At 69.0% G+C, this 18,660-nt stretch carries 19 protein-coding genes; 3 read left to right on the top strand and 16 right to left on the bottom strand.

Annotated elements, in window-relative coordinates; genetic code table 11:
• Positions 1-88 precede the first annotated feature (88 nt).
• The 3 genes from NVU01S_RS16675 to NVU01S_RS16665 form a co-directional block, all read right to left on the bottom strand.
• Positions 89-553 carry a hypothetical protein gene (locus NVU01S_RS16675; RefSeq protein WP_043676586.1) on the bottom strand — a complete coding sequence of 155 codons (465 nt, stop codon included), beginning with the start codon at positions 551-553 and terminating at the stop codon, positions 89-91.
• A gap of 111 nt (positions 554-664) precedes the next feature.
• Positions 665-2,290: an AMP-binding protein gene (locus tag NVU01S_RS16670; RefSeq protein WP_043676584.1), complete on the bottom strand. Its 1,626-nt coding sequence runs from the start codon at positions 2,288-2,290 to the stop codon at positions 665-667.
• A complete protein-coding gene (locus NVU01S_RS16665; RefSeq protein WP_043676582.1) occupies positions 2,290-3,918 on the bottom strand; it encodes an AMP-binding protein in 1,629 nt (542 codons plus the stop codon). The genes NVU01S_RS16670 and NVU01S_RS16665 overlap by 1 nt, the downstream gene beginning before the upstream one ends.
• A 145-nt stretch (positions 3,919-4,063) precedes the next feature.
• On the opposite strand from NVU01S_RS16665, the gene NVU01S_RS16660 reads away from it, so the two are divergent.
• Positions 4,064-4,915 carry a helix-turn-helix transcriptional regulator gene (locus NVU01S_RS16660; protein ID WP_014987045.1) on the top strand — a complete coding sequence of 284 codons (852 nt, stop codon included), beginning with the start codon at positions 4,064-4,066 and terminating at the stop codon, positions 4,913-4,915.
• 21 nt (positions 4,916-4,936) lie between these two features.
• Here NVU01S_RS16660 and trmD read toward each other — a convergent pair whose 3' ends face one another.
• Genes trmD through rpsP form a run of 4 tightly spaced genes read right to left on the bottom strand, consistent with a single transcriptional unit; the run spans position 4,937 to position 6,825 of the window.
• On the bottom strand, positions 4,937-5,614 hold the full coding sequence (gene trmD / locus NVU01S_RS16655) for a tRNA (guanosine(37)-N1)-methyltransferase TrmD (RefSeq protein WP_043676580.1): 678 nt from the start codon (positions 5,612-5,614) through the stop codon (positions 4,937-4,939).
• 12 nt (positions 5,615-5,626) lie between these two features.
• Positions 5,627-6,151: a ribosome maturation factor RimM gene (rimM, locus tag NVU01S_RS16650; protein ID WP_043676578.1), complete on the bottom strand. Its 525-nt coding sequence runs from the start codon at positions 6,149-6,151 to the stop codon at positions 5,627-5,629.
• Complete coding sequence (locus NVU01S_RS16645) at positions 6,152-6,394, bottom strand: RNA-binding protein (RefSeq protein ID WP_011210690.1); 243 nt, start codon at positions 6,392-6,394, stop codon at positions 6,152-6,154.
• A complete protein-coding gene (rpsP, locus tag NVU01S_RS16640) occupies positions 6,394-6,825 on the bottom strand; it encodes a 30S ribosomal protein S16 (RefSeq protein ID WP_014987048.1) in 432 nt (143 codons plus the stop codon). The genes NVU01S_RS16645 and rpsP overlap by 1 nt, the downstream gene beginning before the upstream one ends.
• 226 nt (positions 6,826-7,051) lie before the next feature.
• On the opposite strand from rpsP, the gene NVU01S_RS43405 reads away from it, so the two are divergent.
• Positions 7,052-7,216: a hypothetical protein gene (locus tag NVU01S_RS43405; RefSeq protein WP_156161770.1), complete on the top strand. Its 165-nt coding sequence runs from the start codon at positions 7,052-7,054 to the stop codon at positions 7,214-7,216.
• A 43-nt stretch (positions 7,217-7,259) separates the two neighbouring features.
• Here the strand turns inward: NVU01S_RS43405 and NVU01S_RS16635 are convergent, their stop codons facing one another.
• The 3 genes from NVU01S_RS16635 to NVU01S_RS16625 form a co-directional block, all read right to left on the bottom strand.
• On the bottom strand, positions 7,260-8,012 hold the full coding sequence (locus NVU01S_RS16635; RefSeq protein ID WP_043676576.1) for a class I SAM-dependent methyltransferase: 753 nt from the start codon (positions 8,010-8,012) through the stop codon (positions 7,260-7,262).
• Positions 8,013-8,074: 62 nt separating this feature from the next.
• Positions 8,075-9,058 (bottom strand): LLM class F420-dependent oxidoreductase, encoded by a 984-nt coding sequence (locus NVU01S_RS16630; protein ID WP_043676573.1) that lies wholly within the window; start codon positions 9,056-9,058, stop codon positions 8,075-8,077.
• Positions 9,059-9,110: 52 nt separating this feature from the next.
• On the bottom strand, positions 9,111-10,244 hold the full coding sequence (locus NVU01S_RS16625) for a questin oxidase family protein (protein ID WP_043676571.1): 1,134 nt from the start codon (positions 10,242-10,244) through the stop codon (positions 9,111-9,113).
• A gap of 62 nt (positions 10,245-10,306) precedes the next feature.
• On the opposite strand from NVU01S_RS16625, the gene NVU01S_RS16620 reads away from it, so the two are divergent.
• Complete coding sequence (locus tag NVU01S_RS16620) at positions 10,307-10,795, top strand: MarR family winged helix-turn-helix transcriptional regulator (RefSeq protein WP_043676570.1); 489 nt, start codon at positions 10,307-10,309, stop codon at positions 10,793-10,795.
• Positions 10,796-10,872: 77 nt separating this feature from the next.
• Here NVU01S_RS16620 and NVU01S_RS16615 read toward each other — a convergent pair whose 3' ends face one another.
• The 6 genes from NVU01S_RS16615 to NVU01S_RS16590 form a co-directional block, all read right to left on the bottom strand.
• Positions 10,873-11,967 carry an amidohydrolase family protein gene (locus NVU01S_RS16615; protein ID WP_043676568.1) on the bottom strand — a complete coding sequence of 365 codons (1,095 nt, stop codon included), beginning with the start codon at positions 11,965-11,967 and terminating at the stop codon, positions 10,873-10,875.
• A gap of 134 nt (positions 11,968-12,101) precedes the next feature.
• Positions 12,102-13,667 (bottom strand): signal recognition particle protein, encoded by a 1,566-nt coding sequence (gene ffh, locus NVU01S_RS16610; protein ID WP_043676566.1) that lies wholly within the window; start codon positions 13,665-13,667, stop codon positions 12,102-12,104.
• Positions 13,668-13,771: 104 nt separating this feature from the next.
• Positions 13,772-14,086: a hypothetical protein gene (locus NVU01S_RS16605; protein ID WP_106387032.1), complete on the bottom strand. Its 315-nt coding sequence runs from the start codon at positions 14,084-14,086 to the stop codon at positions 13,772-13,774.
• Between the two features lie 115 nt (positions 14,087-14,201).
• Positions 14,202-16,649, bottom strand: a complete 2,448-nt coding sequence (locus NVU01S_RS16600; RefSeq protein WP_043676565.1) for a [protein-PII] uridylyltransferase — start codon at positions 16,647-16,649, stop codon at positions 14,202-14,204.
• A 90-nt stretch (positions 16,650-16,739) separates the two neighbouring features.
• On the bottom strand, positions 16,740-17,078 hold the full coding sequence (locus NVU01S_RS16595; RefSeq protein ID WP_014352094.1) for a P-II family nitrogen regulator: 339 nt from the start codon (positions 17,076-17,078) through the stop codon (positions 16,740-16,742).
• A 5-nt stretch (positions 17,079-17,083) separates the two neighbouring features.
• Positions 17,084-18,463, bottom strand: coding sequence for an ammonium transporter (locus NVU01S_RS16590; protein WP_043676563.1), 1,380 nt, complete (start codon positions 18,461-18,463; stop codon positions 17,084-17,086).
• Positions 18,464-18,660 lie beyond the last annotated feature (197 nt).

Raw genomic sequence — 18,660 nt, 5'->3', positions numbered from 1 at the left:
GCGTCCGGCCTGCGCACGAATACGCCGAACCAGGCCGGATATGCCCGGCCCGGTTCGGCGTTTTCCCGTCGGCTCCGCGAATCATCTACTACAGGACCAATTCCGGGCTGTAGATGCGGGCGATGCCCTGACCGTTCAACGTGACCTCGGTGAAGCTGACGTACCGATGCCCGGGCTTGGACAGCGCCGCGTCCACGGTCAGCGGCGGCGAAGGGTACCGGCCGTCCAGGCAGGGGAACGGGCCGCTCGTCGCGACCTGCTCATTGGTGCCATCGAGGTAGGCGTCCTTGTCGACGACGGTGACGACCATGGTGCAGTTGTCGCGAGTGATGGGGCCACCCTTGACGATCTCCAGCCCGCCGAAGGCCCGCGGCACTCCGTTCTCCGCGTATATGCACGATTCGACGTTCGCGGAACCGTCGCTCGACAGGTACGGGCCCAGGCAGAGGTACGGGCTACCCGGGTCGGCCGTAGCCTGCGGTGCGAACAGGAGCAGGGGCGCCGCGGTGGCGAAAACACAAGACAGGACACGGGACAACGAACCGATGGACATGCAAGACCTCTCGATATCAGATGTGTCAGAAACCCCCCGACGGCCGAACTCATCCCACCTTATGGTCGCCGCCTCCGGGTCACATGACCGTAGTAATCGGGGCACCTCAATTCAGGTCTGGTCCGGCAAAGCGAGTAGCGCACGGGACAATTCACGCATTTCGGCCTTGCGGATCTTGCCGGTGACGGTCATCGGGAATTCGTCCACCACGTGCACATAACGCGGAATCTTGAAGTGCGCCAGCTTGCCGGTGCAGAACTCGCGAACGCGCGTCGCGTCCAGCGGCGCCGCACCCTCGCGCATCCGGACCCAGGCCATCAACTCCTCGCCGTACTTGGGGTCGGGCACGCCGATGACCTGGGCATCCAGGATGTCGGGATGGGTGTAGAGGAACTCCTCGATCTCGCGCGGATAGATGTTCTCGCCGCCGCGGATCACCATGTCCTTGATCCGGCCGGTGATGGCCAGATAGCCGTCGTCGTCCATCACGCCGATATCGCCGGTGTGCATCCAGCGCGCGGCGTCGATGGCCTCGGCGGTCTTGCCGGGGTCGCTCCAGTAGCCGAGCATCACCGAGTAACCGCGGGTGCACAATTCGCCCGGCTCGCCGCGGGGCACGGTGAGACCCGTTGCGGGATCGACGATTTTGACCTCTAGATGCGGGCCGACCCGGCCGACGGTGGCGGTGCGCCGATCGATGCCGTCGTCGCGGCGGGTCTGGGTGGAAACCGGCGAGGTCTCGGTCATGCCGTAGCAGATACACACCTCGTGCATGCCCATCCGATCGATCACCCGCTTCATCACCTCCACCGGACACGGCGAACCGGCCATGATGCCGGTGCGCAGGCTGGACAGATCCGGTGCGGCGGTATCGAGTTCGGTGAGCAGGGCGATGAACATGGTCGGCACCCCGTAGAGCGAGGTGCAGCGCTCGGCTTCGACCGCGGCCAGGGTCGCCACCGGATCGAATGCGGGCGCCGGAATCACCACCGCCGCAGCATGACTGGTGGCGGCCAGATTTCCCATCACCATGCCGAAGCAGTGGTAGAACGGCACCGGCACGCAGATCCGGTCCTGCTCGGTGTAGCCGCACAGCTCCCCGACGAAGAAGCCGTTGTTCAGGATGTTGTGATGGCTCAGCGTCGCCCCTTTGGGGAAACCTGTTGTGCCCGAGGTGTACTGGATGTTGATCGGGTCGTCGATGGACAGTTCCGCGGCGCGCGCCGCCAGCCGATCCGGATCGATCGCGGTCCCCGCCAGCTCATCCCACTCCGGCGTGCCGAGGATCAGCACCTGTTCCAGCGCCGGGCAGTTCGGGCGGACCTCGTCGATCATCGCGACATAGTTCGAGGTCTTGAACTCCGCGGCCGCGATCAGCACGCGCACGCCCGCCTGGCGCAGGACGTATTCCAGCTCACTGGTCCGATAGGCGGGGTTGATGTTCACCAGGATCGCGCCGATCTTCGCCGTCGCGTACTGCGCGAAGAACCATTCCGCACAGTTCGGCGCCCAGATGCCGACCCGGTCGCCCTTGGCGATGCCGCGCGCGGCCAGCCCGGTGGCCAGCGCGTCGATCGCCGCACCCAGCTCCCGGTAGGTCCAGCGCCGGTCGGAGGTCTTGTCCACCAACGCTTCCCGGTCCGGATGCGCCGCCACCGCGCGGTCGAGATTGCCGCCGATGGTGTCGCCGAGCAGCGGGGTCTGCGACACCCCCGAGGCATAGCTGGGCCGCGACATCACTTGGTTCCCTTCTGCCGCAGCACGAATCGCTGCACTTTGCCGCTGGGCGTCTTCGGCAGCTCCGGCACGAAATGCACGGTGCGCGGATAGGCGTGCGCGGCGAACTTCCGCTTCACCAGCTCCTGCAGCTCCGCCGCGAGCTCGTCGCTGCCCCCGGAACCGTTGCGCAACACCACGAACGCCTCCAGCACCTCGCCGCGCAGTTCGTCGGGCATACCGACCACGGCGGCCTCGGCGACCTGATCGTGCAGCACCAGCACGCTTTCCACCTCGAAAGGGCCGATCCGGTACCCGGCCATGATAATGACGTCGTCGTCCCGGGCGGAGAAGCGGAAGCAGCCGTTCTCGTCCTGCGAGCCCGCGTCACCGGTGATATACCAGCGGCCGTCCGGCGTGAAGCGCTGGGCGGTGCGCTCGGGCGCGTCGAGGTAGCCGAGGAACCACAGCAGCGGACTGTTGGCCGTGTCGATCGCGACGCGGCCGAGTTCGCCGACCGGCGCGACGGTGTCCGCGTCGTCGGCCAGCACCGCGCAGGTCCAGCCCGGCAGTGTGCGTCCCATCGACCCCGCGGGCACCTCCGCGTCGAGCGCCTCGTGCCAGGCATTGCAGATGAGCATCCCGTGCTCGGTCTGGCCGTAGTGATCGCGCACCGCGACGCCGAGATTCTCCAGCGACCACGCCACGACCTCGGGCGTGAGCGGTTCACCCGCCGACGATGCGCGGCGCAACCTGATCCGCGGCGGCGTGCCGCCCGCCGCGCGCAGCGCGCGGTACACGGTCGGGGCGGCGGTGAAATTCGTGACGCCGAAGTGCTCGAGCACCTGCCAGGTGAGCGGGGCGGAGAAACCCGCGTGCAGCAGCAGGCTGCGGATGCCGCTGGACAGCGGCGACAGAATCGCCCAGTAAAGGCCGTAGGCCCAGCCCGGATCGGCGGCGTTCCAGTACACGTCGTCCGTGCGGACGTCGAGCGCGAACTCCTGGTACGCCTGGAAGGAAGCCAAGGCGCGCAACGGGATCGGCACCCCCTTCGGCGTGCCGGTGGTGCCGCTGGTGAACAGCTGGATCAGCAGCCCGTCGCCGCCGACCGCGACCGCGGCGGCGTTCGGATCGTCCGCGGACTTGCCGGCCAGCAGCTCCGCCATGCTCAGCGTGCCGCTCGGCGCCGCACCGCTGACGATGACCTGCCACGGCGCATCCGCGGGCAGGTCCGGCCCCGGCGCCAGCTTGCTCGCCTGGTCGGCGTCGGCGATGACGACCGTGGTCCGGCTCGCCTCGAGCCGGAACGCGATGGCGGGCGGCGCGAACGCGGTGAACAGCGGGACGTGCACTGCCCCGCGGCGCCAGATGGCCAGCAGGGCGACCACCAGATCCGCGGACTTCGCCATCAGCGTCGCGACCCGATCGCCGGGCCCGATCCCGAGGTCGGCCAGCGCCGCGGCGAACCGGGACGAGCGCTCCCGCAGTTCGCCATAGGTGAGATCGGTCGACGACAGGTCGCTCTCGACGATGGTGAACGCGATCCCGTTCGCGGGATGCCGGTCGCACAGGACGTCGGCCGCCGAGGCCTCCGGCCGGTCGTAGGTGTCCAGCAACTCCCGCACCCGTGGATTCAAGTCGATACCCATCTCGTCACTCCTCAGTGTTCGGGTCACGCACTGGCGCGTCCCCGCCGCGCGCCAGGCGTGACCGAACACGCACTACGTCCCGTTGGCCCTAATAGGATGTGGGTCACACCTCGTTCGCCACTACCCCCGAAAAGGGGTGAGTCCCATGACCCACACCGCGCTGCTCCGCCCGCGCGACTCAGACGCGCTGCGCGCCGAAATCCGCTGGGTAGCGGGCACGGCCGGGGTACCGGTGGCGTTCGGCGGCGAGGTGCACGGTGATGCGCTGCTGCTATCGGAATTCGTCGGCACCCTCACCAATGGACTGCGCGGTCTGTCCGTGCTGCGTACCTCGGGGCTGGGCGGGCGGGTGATGGACTCCGGCCGCCCGGCGTCGGTCGCCGACTACGTCAACACCTCCACGATCACCCATCACTACGACGGGCCGGTGTCCGGCGAAGGGTTGCGGTCGATCGTCGCCGTGCCGGTGGTGGTCGGCCAGTGTTCGCGGGCCGTGCTCTACGCCGCCACCCGCGGCGCCAGTCCGATCGGCGACCGCACCGCCGATCTGGTCGTGCAGGCGGGTCGCCGGCTGGCCACCGAGATCGCCATCCGGGACGAGGTGGACCGCAGGCTGCGCCTGCTGGAGATGACCGCGCCCGCCTCCGACACCGCGCCCGCGGTCGCCGAGGAGCTCCGCGACATCCACGCCGAACTGCGCGGCATGGCCCGCTCGGCCGACGACGACAACCTGCGCGGCCGGCTGCACACGGTGTGTGAACGCCTCACCCGCGTCATGGTCGGCGCACCCGCCGCCGACGCACCCCAGCTGTCCCGGCGGGAACTGGACGTGCTCTCGCAGGTCGCCCTCGGCTGCACGAATCAGGAGGCGGCGCAACGGCTCTCGCTCGCCGCGGAAACGGTCAAGAGCTACCTGCGCAACGCGATGACGAAACTGGACGCGCATTCACGCCACGAGGCGGTGGTCGCGGCGCGGCGGCACGGGCTGCTGCCCTAGACAGGGCCTGGGCCTGGTAGGTCAGGGCAGGAGATCGGGACGGCGCTCACGGGTGCGCGCGAGGGACTGCTCGCGGCGCCAAGCGGCCACTTTGGCGTGGTCGCCGGAGAGCAGGATCGGCGGGACCTCGAGCTCGCGCCAGGTGACCGGACGGGTGTAGCTGGGGCCCTCGAGCAGACCGTCGGAGAACGAATCCTCTTGGTGGGATTGCTGATTGCCGAGCACACCGGGGATCAGCCGGACCACGGCCTCGGCCAGCACGAGCACCGCGGCCTCCCCGCCGATCAGTACGTAGTCGCCGATGCTCACCTCTTCGACGCGCACCCGACGGGCCGCATCGTCGAAGACACGTTGATCGATGCCCTCGTACCGGCCGCAGGCGAAGACGAGATGGTCCTCGGTGGCCCAGCGCTGCGCGGTCGCCTGGGTGAACGGGACGCCCGCGGGCGTCGGGACGACGAGCAGCGCGTCGTCGGGGCAGACCGCGTCCAGCGCGTCGCCCCACACCGTCGGCTTCATGACCATGCCGGGGCCGCCGCCGTACGGGGCATCATCGACAGACTTGTGCACGTCGTGCGTCCAGTCGCGCAGATCGTGCACGGCGACCGAGATCAGGCCCTTGTCGATGGCCTTGCCGAGCAGCGCGGTCCGCAACGGCTCGAGGTACTCGGGGAAGATCGTGACGACGTCGAGTTTCATACGCTCATCCCCCTATTCCGGATCGAGCAGTCCCTCGGGCGGATCGATGACGATCAGCCGATCCGCCAGCGAGACGGTGGGCACGATCGCGGTGACGAACGGGATCAGGATCTCCCGGCCGTCCGCGGCGGCCCGCACCGAAAGCAGTTCTCCCGCAGCCGAATGCAGGACCTCGCGCACGGTGCCGACCACGGTCTCGTCGGTGAGCCGGACGGTCAGCCCCTCGAGTTCGTGGTCGTAGTACTCGTCCGGATCGTCCGAGGGCGGCAGGTCGGCGCTGTCCACCACGAACAGCATTCCGCGCAACGCGTCGGCCGCCTCGCGCCCGCTGACGCCGTCGAGAAACACCAGAAGCCGGCCCGAGTGCTCTCGGGCCGACTCCACGGTGAACTCACGAACTTCCTTGGACCGCGCCAGCCGTCCGCGCAGCGTACTGCCCGGCGCGAACCGGGCCTGCGGCTCGTCGGTGCGTATCTCGACGACCAACTCGCCACGCACGCCGTGCGACTTGGCGACGCGTCCTACGACAAGTTCCATCTACTGGTCGGTGTCGACCACGTCGACCCGGATGCCCCGGCCGCCGATACCGGCGACCAGGGTGCGCAGCGCGGTCGCGGTACGACCGCCGCGACCGATCACCTTGCCCAGGTCATCAGGGTGAACGTGCACCTCGACGGTGCGTCCGCGGCGGCCGGTGATCAGCTCGACGCGGACGTCATCCGGATTCGCGACGATGCCGCGAACCAAATGTTCCACAGCATCGGCGACGACTGCGCTCATTACTCAGCAGCCTCGGTCTCGGCCACGGCGGCCTCGTCCTTCTTGGCGGCCTTCTTCTTCGGGGTGACGGCCTCGGTGGTCGGGGCGTTGTCGGCGGCGGCCAGCGCGGCGTTGAACAGGTCCAGCTTGGACGCCTTGGCGGCCTTGACCTTCAGCGTGCCCTCGGCGCCCGGCAGGCCCTTGAACTTCTGCCAGTCACCGGTGATCTCCAGCAGGCGCTGGACGGGCTCGGTCGGCTGCGCGCCGACACCCAGCCAGTACTGAGCGCGCTCGGAATCGATCTCGATGAGCGACGGCTCTTCCTTCGGGTGGTACTTGCCGATGGACTCGATGGCCCGGCCGTCCCGGCGGGTGCGGGCATCCGCGACGACGATGCGGTACTGCGGGTTGCGGATCTTGCCCATACGGGTGAGCTTGATGCGAACAGCCATGCTTGTTCTGCCTCTTTCATTGGTTGGTCACGGCGCAATTCAGCGACCCGCATGGTCTGCGAGCCCGGTTTAGCGCTTGGAGTGTGTGACCGCCGCGCGGTACGTAACCGGAGACGGGCTGACACTTCGTCCGGAAGGACGGTGGTTCATTGTGCCAGATGGACCGCGAGCACCTGAAATCGCCTGGACTTGTTGCGCTGGGGGCGGTCCGCTCATATAACAGGTCATGGGGATCTTTCGCCGCCGCAGACGCAGGCGCAGCACCGCGCGCCAGACAGCCCGCGAGACCGTGACCGACATGGGTCAGGAGGTCGCCGTCGAATACGCCACCGCGGGCGGCTTCCGCCTGTTACGCGCCATCGCATCCGGCATCGCGAACCTGTTCAACTGAGGCTACGGAGTCCTTCACCGAACACTTCTCGCACCGGAATACATCAGGCGGCGGCGGGTGGGGCGGTGGCGCTCAGGGTGCGGGTCGGCATCCACGGGCCGCCCCACCAGACCTGCCAGCCGAGGGTGCGGGCGCGCAGGGCTTGCGCGCCGTTGGCCACGAGGGTGGTCTCGTATTCGCCGGTCCGGCCGATATCGACGAGGACGAGGTGACCGCCGGGCCGCAGCACGCGCAGCGCCTCCCGCACGGCGGCGGCGCGCCCCGCCGAGGATTTGATGTTGTGGATGACCAGGCTGGAGACGACGACATCGAACTCGCCGGTCCGGAACGGCAACGAGGTGATGTCGCCGGTGTGCAGTTCGATCCGGTCCGCGACCTGCTCGGCGACCGCGTTCTGCGCGGTGGTCGCGGAATTGTTGCCGGATTGGTCGACCGAACGCCACAGATCGATGCCGACGGCCTTGCCCTCGGGCAGCCGCTTGGCCGCGGCGAGCAGCACCGCACCGCGCCCGCAGCCGAGATCGAGCAGGCGCTCGTCGCCGCGCAGCCGCAGGTCGTCCAGCAGTCCGTCCCAGGCACGGAACTTGCCCCGCCGGGTGGCGTGCAGGAACAGGCTGAACTGCGCGGCCATCGCGAGCCCGATCAACACCAGCACCGCCGCCGATGCGAGTTCGCCGACCAGCACGTCGACCACCGCACCGATCAGGAATCCGAGCGCGAGCACGCCTAGCAGGACCATGATCGGTGGCGCGTCGAATCCGTAAGAACCCCGCCGCTCCGGTGTGGACGCTGTCACGTTGCCGATTCTATCGACCGGAAAAGTTTCCGTACTCCCAACAGTTTTCAGGGCGCGTTCGATCAACGCACCAGCGGCGCAAGGGCATGCCCCGCCAGTTCGACCGCACCCGGCTGATGGCCGTTGGTGAGCATGTTGACGACGAGTCCTTGCACGCCGTGATCGAGGACGCGGCGCTGCAATTGCTCGGCGACCTCGTCGGCATCACCGGCGAACTGCCGATCCGCGACGGACTGCGCCCGCTCTGCCTCGGACATATCGGACAACTCGATGCCGTTGCCGCGCAGGAAGTCTCGCTGCTGCTTGCGTGCCTGGTCGCCGTCCTCGTCGAGGAAAAGCATGCACAGGTAGCTGACCTCCAGGGTCGCCGGGTCGCGGCCGATCTCGGCGCAGCGCTGGTGCAGGGCCGCCATCTTGCGCGGCAATTCCGAAGCGTTGCACACGATATTGAGGTGATCGGCGTACCGCGCGGCCAGGGCGAAGGTCTTCTTCTCCCCGGAACCGCCGAGCATGATCGGCAGATCGTCGCGCAGCCGCGGCTCGTTCATGGCGCGATCGGCCTGGTACCACTTGCCGTCGAAGGTGGCGTGCTCGCCGCGCAGCATCGGCCGGATGATCTGCAGCGCCTCGTCGAGCCGCTCGAAACGCTCGGTGAACGTGCCGAATTCGAAACCGTAGGAGGTGTGCTCGAGTTCGTACCAGCCCGCGCCGATGCCGAGCACCGCGCGAGCGCCGCTGACCAGGTCCAGGGTGGTGACGGTCTTGGCGAGCAGCGCCGGATTGCGATAGGTGTTGCCGGTCACCAACGCCGACAACTGGATTCGCTCGGTCGACGCGGCAAGCGCGGACAGCGCGGTGTAGGACTCCAGCATCGGATCGTCCGGCGTGCCCAGCCCCGGCAGTTGATAGAAGTGGTCCATCACGAACACCGTGTCGAAACCGGCGGCCTCGGCCGCCCTGGCCTGCGCGACCACGGTCGGGAACAGCTCACGCACCGGTTGACCGTAGGTGAAGTTGGGCATTTGATAGCCGAGGCGAATGCTCATGAGAGCCGACCCTACGCGGGCCACCGGCGGTGCACCGCCGGTGGCAGGGCGCTCAGTCGGCCGGACGGGCGAATCGTACGGCGACCGCGGAACCGCCTTCGGCGTCGGGACGCTCGATCTGGCGCTGCGCGAGATCGACCGCCCAGGCATAGCGCGGATCCGGGCGCAGGGTGTGCTCACGCAGGCAGGCCTCGGTGAACTTGATGACGTGCTCGTCGCCGTGGTCGACGGCCCGCCCGACCAGTTCGTCCCAGGCCGGCACCTCGGCCCGTTGCGCGTCGGCCAGGGCGGTGTCCTCGCCGGCACGGCCGTCGGTGACCATCATCAGCAGCGTCACCTGGGCCTGCCACAGCGCGGCCACGGTCGGGCCGTGCAGCTCCGGCGGCAACTGCGGCAGCACGAGCCGGGCCGCGGCGGGTGCGGTGACGCCGTGCAACAGCGGGATCGGGAACCCGGCGCCCGAATGCGCGACGCACACCCCGGCGTAGGTCGCGGTCATCTCCGAGATCAGCCGGTCGGTGTGGTCGGCGGCGAGCGCGGTGAGCGCGTCGGTGTAGCCCGGCATCGCCTGTGGATTCCGCATCCGCGCCAACCCCTCCTGCGGGCTGCGCGGCCGTTCGGGCAGGCGCGGCACCGCGGCCAGCGCGGCGGGTACCGGCAGCTGCCCGGTCAACGTGCCCGCCCACGGGGCGTCGACGAACCGGGCGGCCCAGTAACCCAGCCCGCGGGACAGTTCGCGCAGCTGCACCGGAGTCGGTGGCGCCGCGGACAGCCCGCGCACCGCGTGCGCGGTGCGGATCAACCCGTGCGTCAGTCCGGTCATCGGACCCGGGAGCAACCGCGGCCACCAGCGCACCAGCACGGCCTGCCAGCCTTCCTCGGCGATCTCGCGCAGGAACAGTTCCTCGAAGTCGCCCGCGCGACCGATATCGCCCAGCGCGGCCCGCCACTCCGCCTCGTCGGTGCCGTCGATCCGCTGGTACGGCACCGGCGGTTCGTGATGCGGCGCCGCCTTGCGGTAGGTCGCGACCCAAGCCGGCACCGCGTCACCGTGACCGAGCACCGCCAGCGCCTCGGCGCCCATCGGCCCGTGGTTGGCGAGATCGCCGCCGCCGAGATTGCGTTCGTAACCGAGGTCGTCGAGGCGCTCGAGTGCATCGACGACCGCGTCCTGATAGCTGGACACCCCAACCCCCAATGGTTTGGATATACGAATAGTTCGTAAATCCGAATATATATGCTGTACCCATGCCCGACAAGCCCAGCGCACCCCGGCTGCCGAACCGTGCGGAGATCACCGAGGTGATCGGTTACGTACCGTTGATCGCCAACTTCTTCGACAAGGCACGCTCCGATATGCCTGTCGCGCATCAGGATTCGTTCGCCGCCCACGGTCTCACCGCCCGGCACGGCGCGGTCTGCGTGCAGCTGGTGCCCGAGGCGGCGCTCAGCGTCAGCGAGCTGGCCGGGCGCATGGGCCTGGCCCTGTCCACGGTCAGCGAACTGGTCGGCGACCTCGACCGCGCGGGCTGGGTGAGCAGACAACCCGATCCGGCCAACCGCCGCCGGACCCTGGTCGCGCTGCTGCCGCGGTGGCGCGAACACATGGAGACCTTCCTCGCCCGCCGCGCCGAACCGCTCCTGGCCGCGATGGCCACCCTCACACCGGAGCAGCGCGCCGGCTTCGCAGCGGGACTCCAGGCCTGGGCACACGAAATCCGCCACTGGCGCACCTGAACCGAGCGCTCGAGATCAGGGGGAACTGGTGGCGGCGTTTCGCGAGAGGCCGCCGCCACCAGTTCCCCCTGATCTTGTCAGCGGTGACCCGTGACCGGGTCGCGCTGGGCGTACACGCGCCCGCGCAGGATCACCGCGTACGGCGCGGTGAGGGTCTCGGGGTGAGCGCGGGGATCCTCCTGGTAGACAACGAAATCCGCGGGGGCACCGGGTTCGATGCCGGGACGGCCGAGCCACGTGCGGGCATCCCACGAGGCCGCGCCCAGTGCGTCGTGCGGCGACAGGCCCGCGCCGCCGAGCGCGGCGATCTCGTCCGCGATGCGGCCGTGCCGGATCGAACCGCCGGCGTCGGTGCCCGCGAAGATCGGCACGCCCGCGTCGTGCGCGTTGGCGACGGTGGTTCGCACGCGGCGGTGCAGGTCACGCATGTGCGCGGCGTAGACGGGGAATTTGCCCGCGCTGTCGGCGATGTCGGGAAAGGTGTCGATATTGACCAGGGTCGGCACCAGCGCCGTGCCGTGCGCCGCCATCAACTCGATGGTGTCGTCGGTGAGGCCGGTGCCGTGCTCCAGGCAGTCGATGCCCGCGCCGATCAGGCCGGGCAGCGCGTCCTCGCCGAACACGTGCGCGGTGACCCTGGCGCCGTTGGCGTGCGCCGCGTCGATCGCCTCCTTCAGGATCGCGTCGCTCCACAGCGGCCGCAGATCCCCCACCGACCGGTCGATCCAGTCGCCGACGATCTTCACCCAGCCGTCGCCGAAGCGCGCCTGCTCGGCCACGATCTCCGGCAGGTCGCGCTCGTCGTCCAGCTCGATGCCGAGTTCCCGGATGTAGCGGCGCGGGCGGGCGATGTGGCGACCGGCGCGGATGATCTTCGGCAGTTCCGGATGGTCGTCGATGAACCGCGTGTCGATCGGCGACCCGGCGTCGCGCAGCAGCAGCGCGCCCGCGTCCCGTTCGGTCTCGGCCTGCGCGATCGCCCCCGCCCGGTCCTCGTCACCACCGCCGTAGCGGATCCCGACGTGACAGTGCGCGTCCACCAGTCCCGGCACGATCCACCCTGTGCGGCACAGTGTTTCGGCTCCGGGTACAGGTTCGAACGACACGGTTCCGTCCCGCACCCACAGGTCGCGGACCTCGTCACCGGGGAGAAGCACGCCACGCAGATGCACAGAGACCTCCTTTGTCCCCAACCTACTGTGTGCGAGTGCGGGCCGCGCCTCCGCCGACGCGCGCGTAACGGCGCGCCGCGCACGAATTCGTCAGCGAATTCGTGCGCGGCGGGCGGAAACGTGCGCGGCAACGGTCAGTTCTTCGGGAACTTCAGCTTCGAGATGTCGAAACCTTCCAGGCCGGGCGGGAGCTGGTCCAAGCCGGGCGGCATGTTGGACAGGTCGGGCATTCCGGCGGGCATCCCCGGCATGCCGGCGGGCATCCCCGGGAAACCGCCGCGGGCCTTGGGCGGGGTCGGTCCGCGACCGCCCTTCTTTCCCTTCTTGCCCTTCTTGGTGTTGCCGCGGCGGGCACCGGGCATGCCCATCTGGCGGCCCATGGCGGCCATCATCTTCTTGGCCTCGAAGAAGCGGTCGACGAGCTGGTTGACGTCGGACACCTGGACGCCCGAGCCGTTGGCGATGCGCAGCCTGCGGGAGGCGTTGATGATCTTCGGGTTGTCCCGTTCGGCCGGGGTCATGCCGCGGATGATCGCCTGCACCCGGTCGAGCTGCTTGTCGTCGACGGCGGCGAGCGCGTCCTTCATCTGGCCCGCACCGGGCAGCATGCCGAGCAGGTTGCCGATCGGGCCCATCTTGCGGATCGCGAGCATCTGCTCGAGGAAGTCCTCCAGCGTGAGCTCGCCGCTGCCGATCTTGCGCGCGGCCTCCTCGGCCTGCTGCGCGTCGTAGATCTGCTCGGCCTGCTCGATCAGGCTGAGCACGTCGCCCATGCCGAGGATGCGGCTGGCCATCCGGTCCGGGTGGAAGACGTCGAAGTCCTCGAGCTTCTCACCGGTGGAGGCGAACATGATCGGCGCGCCGGTCACGTTGCGCACCGAGAGCGCCGCGCCACCGCGGGCGTCACCGTCGAGCTTGGTCAGCACCACGCCGGTGAAGCCGACGCCGTCGCGGAACGCCTCGGCGGTGTTGACCGCGTCCTGACCGATCATGGCGTCGAGCACGAACAGGGTCTCGTCGGGCTGCACGGCGTCGCGGATGCCCGCGGCCTGGCGCATCAGTTCCTCGTCGATGCCGAGGCGACCGGCGGTGTCGACGATGACCACGTCGTACTGCTTGGACTTGGCCTCGGCGATACCGCCGCGGGCCACCTCGACCGGGTCGGCGGCCGTGACGCCCAGCGCGTTCTCGCCGCCGCCGGTGGAGGTGCCGGGATGCGGCGCGAAGACGGGCACGCCCGCACGCTCACCGACCACCTGCAGCTGCGTGACGGCACCGGGCCGCTGCAGGTCACAGGCCACCAGCAAGGGCTGATGCCCTTGGCCCTTCAGCCATTTCGCGAGCTTGCCGGCGAGCGTGGTCTTACCGGCGCCCTGCAGACCGGCCAGCATGACCACGGTCGGCGGATTCTTCGCCAGGGTGAGCCGCCTGGTCTCGCCGCCGAGGATCGTCACGAGTTCCTCGTTGACGATCTTGACGACCTGCTGCGCCGGATTCAGCGCGGCGGAGACCTCGGCGCCCTTGGCGCGCTCCTTGATTCGGGCAATGAAGCCGCGCACCACCGGCAACGCGACGTCGGCTTCGAGCAGCGCCAGCCGGATCTCGCGACAGGTGGCGTCGATGTCGGCCGGTGACAGACGCCCCTTACCGCGCAGATCCTTGAGGGCACCGGTAAGCCGGTCGGACAGGGATTCGAACACCGATCGCGCTCCTGATCTCGGGGGACGTCAATTGCCTCCCAGGGTAATGGGATAGCCGACCCACCCGCGCAGGCGGTGCGTCCTTCGAGGTCGGAACGGGTCGATCAGTCGAGCGAACGGCGACGCGGTTTGGCGGTCTTGCGGTAGTCGTGGTTCTCCTTGGCGACCATGTAGACCGCCTCGCGCGCGGTCAGTCCCAGCTCCAGGGCCAGGTCGTCGAGGATGGCCCATTCCGTCGTGGTGGGGATCCGTGAGCTGGCCACCGTCGAGGCGATGGTCATCGCGGTCACGGCCTGTTGTCCGGTCAATGTGCGACCGGGAAGCCAGGAAACAACCCAGCGGTCCCCGCCGACGCACCGCGCCATATGCGTGGTCTCGTCGCTCGTCATCATCGACGCCGAAACAACTTCAATTGCCAACGACGTGCTCCCCTCATGCAGCGATAGCCGAATGCTCTGATCCTAAAACGACCGGAGGCGCCGACATATGGGTTACAGCAAATCGTGTGCAACAGATTGGTTACTTCGTGGCGTGTCAGGTCCCGACGATCTCCGGACCGGGCATACCCGCCTCCGGTTTCTTCGGCGCGGGACGCGGCACGACCGCCAGGATCGCCTGCTCTATCTCGGTCCGCCGGTCCGGTCCGTCCGCGGTGCCGAGGTCGAGGCAGAAGGTGTCGACCACCGCCGAACCCATGGTCACCACCTTGGCCCAGCGCACGTCGGCGCCACAGTTCTCCAGTGCTGCGGCGAGCCTGCTGAGCACCCCGATCCGGTCCTCGGCCCGCAACTCGAGCAGCACCTGCCCCGGCGCCGAGGTGCCCGACCACAGCACCCGCGGCTGCGCCTGTGCGTACTCGCTCGGCTTGACGCCGCCCGCCTCCCGTTCCCGTTTGGCGAGCACGGCCGCGACGTCGAGGTCGCCGCCGATGGCCCGGATGAGTTCCTGGCGCAACAGTCCGGCATCCGGCGGATCACCGAACTTGGGCGACACCACGAAGGTGTCGATGGCCGACTCGCCCTCGCTGCCGAGCGCGGCCGAGAGCACCCGCAACGAGTGCAGTGCGAGCACCCCGGCAGCGTCGGACAACAGTCCGGCGCCATCGGGCGCGATCACCGTCACCGCGTAGGTGTACTTGCTCTCCCCCGGCTTCAGCTCGACGTGCACGCCGCCCGCTTTGGCCTTCGCGACGAGTTCCGGCGCGATCGGCTCCGGTTGCGGCAGTTCACCGCCCGCCAGCACCAGCCGGCACCGGCGCACGAGATCGCCGATGAGCGAGGCCTTCCAGTCGCCCCACACGCCGGGCCCGGTGGCCAGCGAGTCCGCTTCGGCGAGGGTGTGCAGCAGTTCCAGCAGTTCCGGATCGCCGTCGAGGGCGTCGACGACATGCTGCACGGTGGCGGGGTCGGCCAGGTCACGCCGGGTGGCGGTGTCCGGGAGCAGCAGATGGTGGCGGACCATCGCGCTGAGCGTGCGCACGTCCGACGGCCACAGCCCGAGCCGGCGGCCGATATGGGTGGCCAGTTCCGCGCCGACCACGCTGTGATCGCCCGCGCGCCCCTTGCCGATATCGTGCAGCAGCGCGCCGAGCGCCAGCAGATCGGGCCGGGCCACCCGGGTGCTCATCCCGCTCGCGTAGGCCACCGTCTCCATCAGGTGCCGGTCCACGGTCCAGGTGTGCAGGGCGTCGCGCGGCGGCAGGTCGCGCACCGCACCCCATTCCGGAAGCAGCCTGCCCCACAAGCCCGTTCGGTCCAGCGCCTCGATCGCGTCGATGACGCCGCGGCCGGCGCCGAGCAACACGAGCAGATCGTTCAGCGCGTCCTTGGGCCAGGGCTCGCGCAGTTCGGGCGCGTCCTCGGAGAGCCGGTTGAGCGTGGTGGCCGACATCGGCAGCCCGGTCTGCGCCGAGGCCGCGGCCACCCGCAGGATCAGACCCGGATCGCGTTGTGGCCGTGCGTCTCTGGCCAGCACCACCTCGCCGCCGTGCTCGACCACCCCCTCATCGAGTGGCCGGCGCACCGGCATCCGACGCAGCCGAGCCAGCCCGCGCCGGGGCAAAGCGTTTGCCGCGGTACGCAATCCGACGTCGACGGAATAGCTGACCGTGCGCGCGGAATCGCTGAGCGTGCGCGCGAGATCGAACCGGTCACCGATGCGCAACGCCGCGCCGATCTCGTCGGCGTCCTGGGCCCGCAACTGATCGCGGGCCCGGCCCGCCACCCGATGCAGCTCGGTCCGCACGTCGAGCAGTCGCCGGTGCGCTTGTTTCAGGCCGCCGCCCGGCACGTCGGGACCGAGGCCGGGCATCGCATCGGTCAGCTGGGCGATGGCGAGCGCGTCGAGCAGCTGGATATCGCGCAGGCCGCCGCGGCCGTTCTTCAGATCCGGTTCGGCGCGGTGCGCGATCTCGCCGCTGCGCTCCCACCGGGCCTGTGCCTGAGCGATCAATTCGTCGAACCGGGAACGGATTCCGTTGCGCCATTCCCGGCGCACCCCGCCGATCAGCAAGTTGCTCAGCTCTTGATCGCCGACGATATGCCGGGCCTCCAGCATGCCGAGCGCGGCGATGAGATCGTCCGAGGCGACGCGCAGCGCCTGCGGGACGGTCCGCACGCTGTGATCGAGCTTGATATGGGCGTCCCACAGCGGGTACCAGAGCTGATCGGCGACCTCGGCGACCCGGGCGGGATCGACGTCGTCGTGCAGCAGCACCAGGTCGAGATCGGAGTACGGCAGCATCTCCGCACGGCCCAGACCGCCGACCGCGACCACGGCCAGTCCGCTGTCGCGGGTGATGCCGAGTTCGGCGCCCTTACTGGTGAGCCACAGCTCGAACAGGTCGACCAGGGCCTGCCGCAGGGACTCGGCGTCGAGCCGGGGATTGCGCGGCACCCCGCCGTCGAGCAGTTGGCCGCGCGCGCGGACCAGATCCGCCGCCCCGTTGGACACCTTGCCGTCGTGCTCGTGCTGACCTGCCACAACCCACCGCCCATCCCTAACAGTCGCGGCCCCGCCCCGACCGGAGCTCCGGTGGGAGCGGGGCCGCCGCTCAGCTCAGATATTCGAGATCTACAGCGCGTCGGTACCGCGTTCGCCGGTACGGACGCGAATGATCGTCTCCACCGGCGTCACCCAGACCTTGCCGTCGCCGATCTTGCCGGTGCGCGAGGCCTCGACGATCACCTCGACGACCTTGTCCACGGACGCGTCGTCGACGACCACCTCGACCCGGACCTTCGGCACGAAATCCACGGAGTACTCGGCACCTCGATAGACCTCGGTGTGCCCCTTCTGGCGGCCATATCCCTGCACTTCGCTGACTGTCATGCCGAGCACACCCGCCTGCTCGAGACCGGTCTTGACGTCCTCGAGGGTGAACGGTTTGACGATTGCGGTGATCAGTTTCATGTTCGTCATGCCTCCTTGACGGCCGAACGTGCCGTGCTGCCCACGGCGGCGAAGTCATATGCGGATTCGGCGTGCTCGGACTCGTCCAAGCCCACCGACTCCGCTTCTTCGCTCGCGCGCAGCCCAATGGTGAACTTCACGATATAGGCAATGATCAGGCTGGCGACGAAGGAGAAGGCAAGTACCACACCGGCACCCACCGCCTGACGCCACAGCTGATCGATACCGCCGCCGTAGAACAGGCCGGTCTTCGCGGCACCCATCTCGGGCGCGGCGACGAAACCGACCATCAGGGTGCCGACGATGCCACCGACCAGGTGCACGCCCACCACGTCGAGCGAGTCGTCGAACCCGAACTTGAACTTCAGGCCGACCGCGAGGGCGCACAGCGCACCCGCGACCGCGCCGACCGCGAGCGCGCCGAGCACGTTCACCGACGAACAGGACGGCGTGATCGCGACCAGACCGGCCACGACGCCCGAGGCCGCGCCCAGCGAGGTGGCGTGCCCGTCGCGCAGCTTCTCCACCAGCAGCCAGGCCAGCATGGCCGCGGCCGTCGCCACCGCGGTGGTCACGAAGGTGGTGCCCGCGAGACCACCGGAGGTCAGCGCGGAACCGGCGTTGAACCCGAACCAGCCGAACCACAGCAGGCCGGCGCCGAGCATGACGAAGGGCAGGTTGTGCGGGCGGAACGCGGTCGTCGGCCAGCCCTTGCGCTTGCCGAGCACCAGCACCAGGGCGAGCGCGGCCGCACCGGCGTTGATGTGCACCGCGGTACCACCGGCGAAGTCGACCGCGAGCAGTTTGTTGGCGATCCAGCCGCCCTCGTGCACGACATTGCCGTCGGCGTCTTTGGCGTCGAAGTCGAAGACCCAGTGCGCGACCGGGAAGTAGACGACCGTGACCCAGATGCCCGCGAAGAGCAGCCAGGCCCCGAACTTCATGCGGTCGGCAACCGCACCCGAGATGAGGGCAACCGTGATGATGGCGAACATCAGCTGGAACGCGACGAACACGCTCATCGGGATGGTGCCCGCGAGCGGAATGCCGGAGGCGGCGGTGGTGACGGCGCCGGTGGCGTCCTTCACCTCGGCCACCGCGTTGCCGCCGAGCAGACCCTTCAGCCCGAAGAACTGCGCCGGGTCGCCGATCAGGCCGAAGGTGTTGTCACCGAAGGCGGTCGAGAAACCGTACAGCGACCAGAGCACGCCGACGAGGCCCATGGCGCTGACGCTCATCATGATCATGTTCAGCACGTTCTTCGAGCGGACCATGCCGCCGTAGAAGAACGCCAGACCGGGCGTCATCAACAACACGAGCGCTGAGCTCGCCAGCATCCATGCGGTGTCACCGGTGTCCGGTGCACCGGTAAGGGGAAATGCCACCTTAATGTCCTCCTCATCTCGGGCCCTGCCGACTCCGGCAAATGGACCTGACCAGAAGGGTGGTCACTCGGTGTTTCAGCTACAGAGCTGCGGTGTTTCACCTGCGTGAACGGATGAGCCAGTTGTGTTGCGGCCACGTTTCGGGGTTTACACCGGAAGTTTCCGGGCGGCGGTGAGGTGCGGGCCGGAGCCGGCGC

This window comes from Nocardia vulneris, from assembly GCF_001613425.1.
GTDB classification, from domain to species: domain Bacteria; phylum Actinomycetota; class Actinomycetes; order Mycobacteriales; family Mycobacteriaceae; genus Nocardia; species Nocardia vulneris.
The sequence above is the reverse complement of the archived record's forward strand: the minus strand, read 5'-3'. Positions and strand labels throughout refer to the sequence as shown.

Excerpts from the sequence above, each read along its gene's own strand:
- NVU01S_RS16670 (WP_043676584.1), bottom strand. The coding sequence starts at position 2,290 with ATGTCGCGGCCCAGCTATGCCTCGGGGGTGTCGCAGACCCCGCTGCTC.
- NVU01S_RS16660 (WP_014987045.1), top strand. The coding sequence starts at position 4,064 with ATGACCCACACCGCGCTGCTCCGCCCGCGCGACTCAGACGCGCTGCGC.
- NVU01S_RS43405 (WP_156161770.1), top strand. The coding sequence starts at position 7,052 with ATGGGGATCTTTCGCCGCCGCAGACGCAGGCGCAGCACCGCGCGCCAG.
- NVU01S_RS16645 (WP_011210690.1), bottom strand. The coding sequence starts at position 6,394 with ATGAGCGCAGTCGTCGCCGATGCTGTGGAACATTTGGTTCGCGGCATC.
- NVU01S_RS16630 (WP_043676573.1), bottom strand. The coding sequence starts at position 9,058 with ATGAGCATTCGCCTCGGCTATCAAATGCCCAACTTCACCTACGGTCAA.
- rimM (WP_043676578.1), bottom strand. The coding sequence starts at position 6,151 with ATGGAACTTGTCGTAGGACGCGTCGCCAAGTCGCACGGCGTGCGTGGC.
- NVU01S_RS16620 (WP_043676570.1), top strand. The coding sequence starts at position 10,307 with ATGCCCGACAAGCCCAGCGCACCCCGGCTGCCGAACCGTGCGGAGATC.
- NVU01S_RS16675 (WP_043676586.1), bottom strand. The coding sequence starts at position 553 with ATGTCCATCGGTTCGTTGTCCCGTGTCCTGTCTTGTGTTTTCGCCACC.
- NVU01S_RS16595 (WP_014352094.1), bottom strand. The coding sequence starts at position 17,078 with ATGAAACTGATCACCGCAATCGTCAAACCGTTCACCCTCGAGGACGTC.
- NVU01S_RS16665 (WP_043676582.1), bottom strand. The coding sequence starts at position 3,918 with ATGGGTATCGACTTGAATCCACGGGTGCGGGAGTTGCTGGACACCTAC.
- trmD (WP_043676580.1), bottom strand. The coding sequence starts at position 5,614 with ATGAAACTCGACGTCGTCACGATCTTCCCCGAGTACCTCGAGCCGTTG.
- rpsP (WP_014987048.1), bottom strand. The coding sequence starts at position 6,825 with ATGGCTGTTCGCATCAAGCTCACCCGTATGGGCAAGATCCGCAACCCG.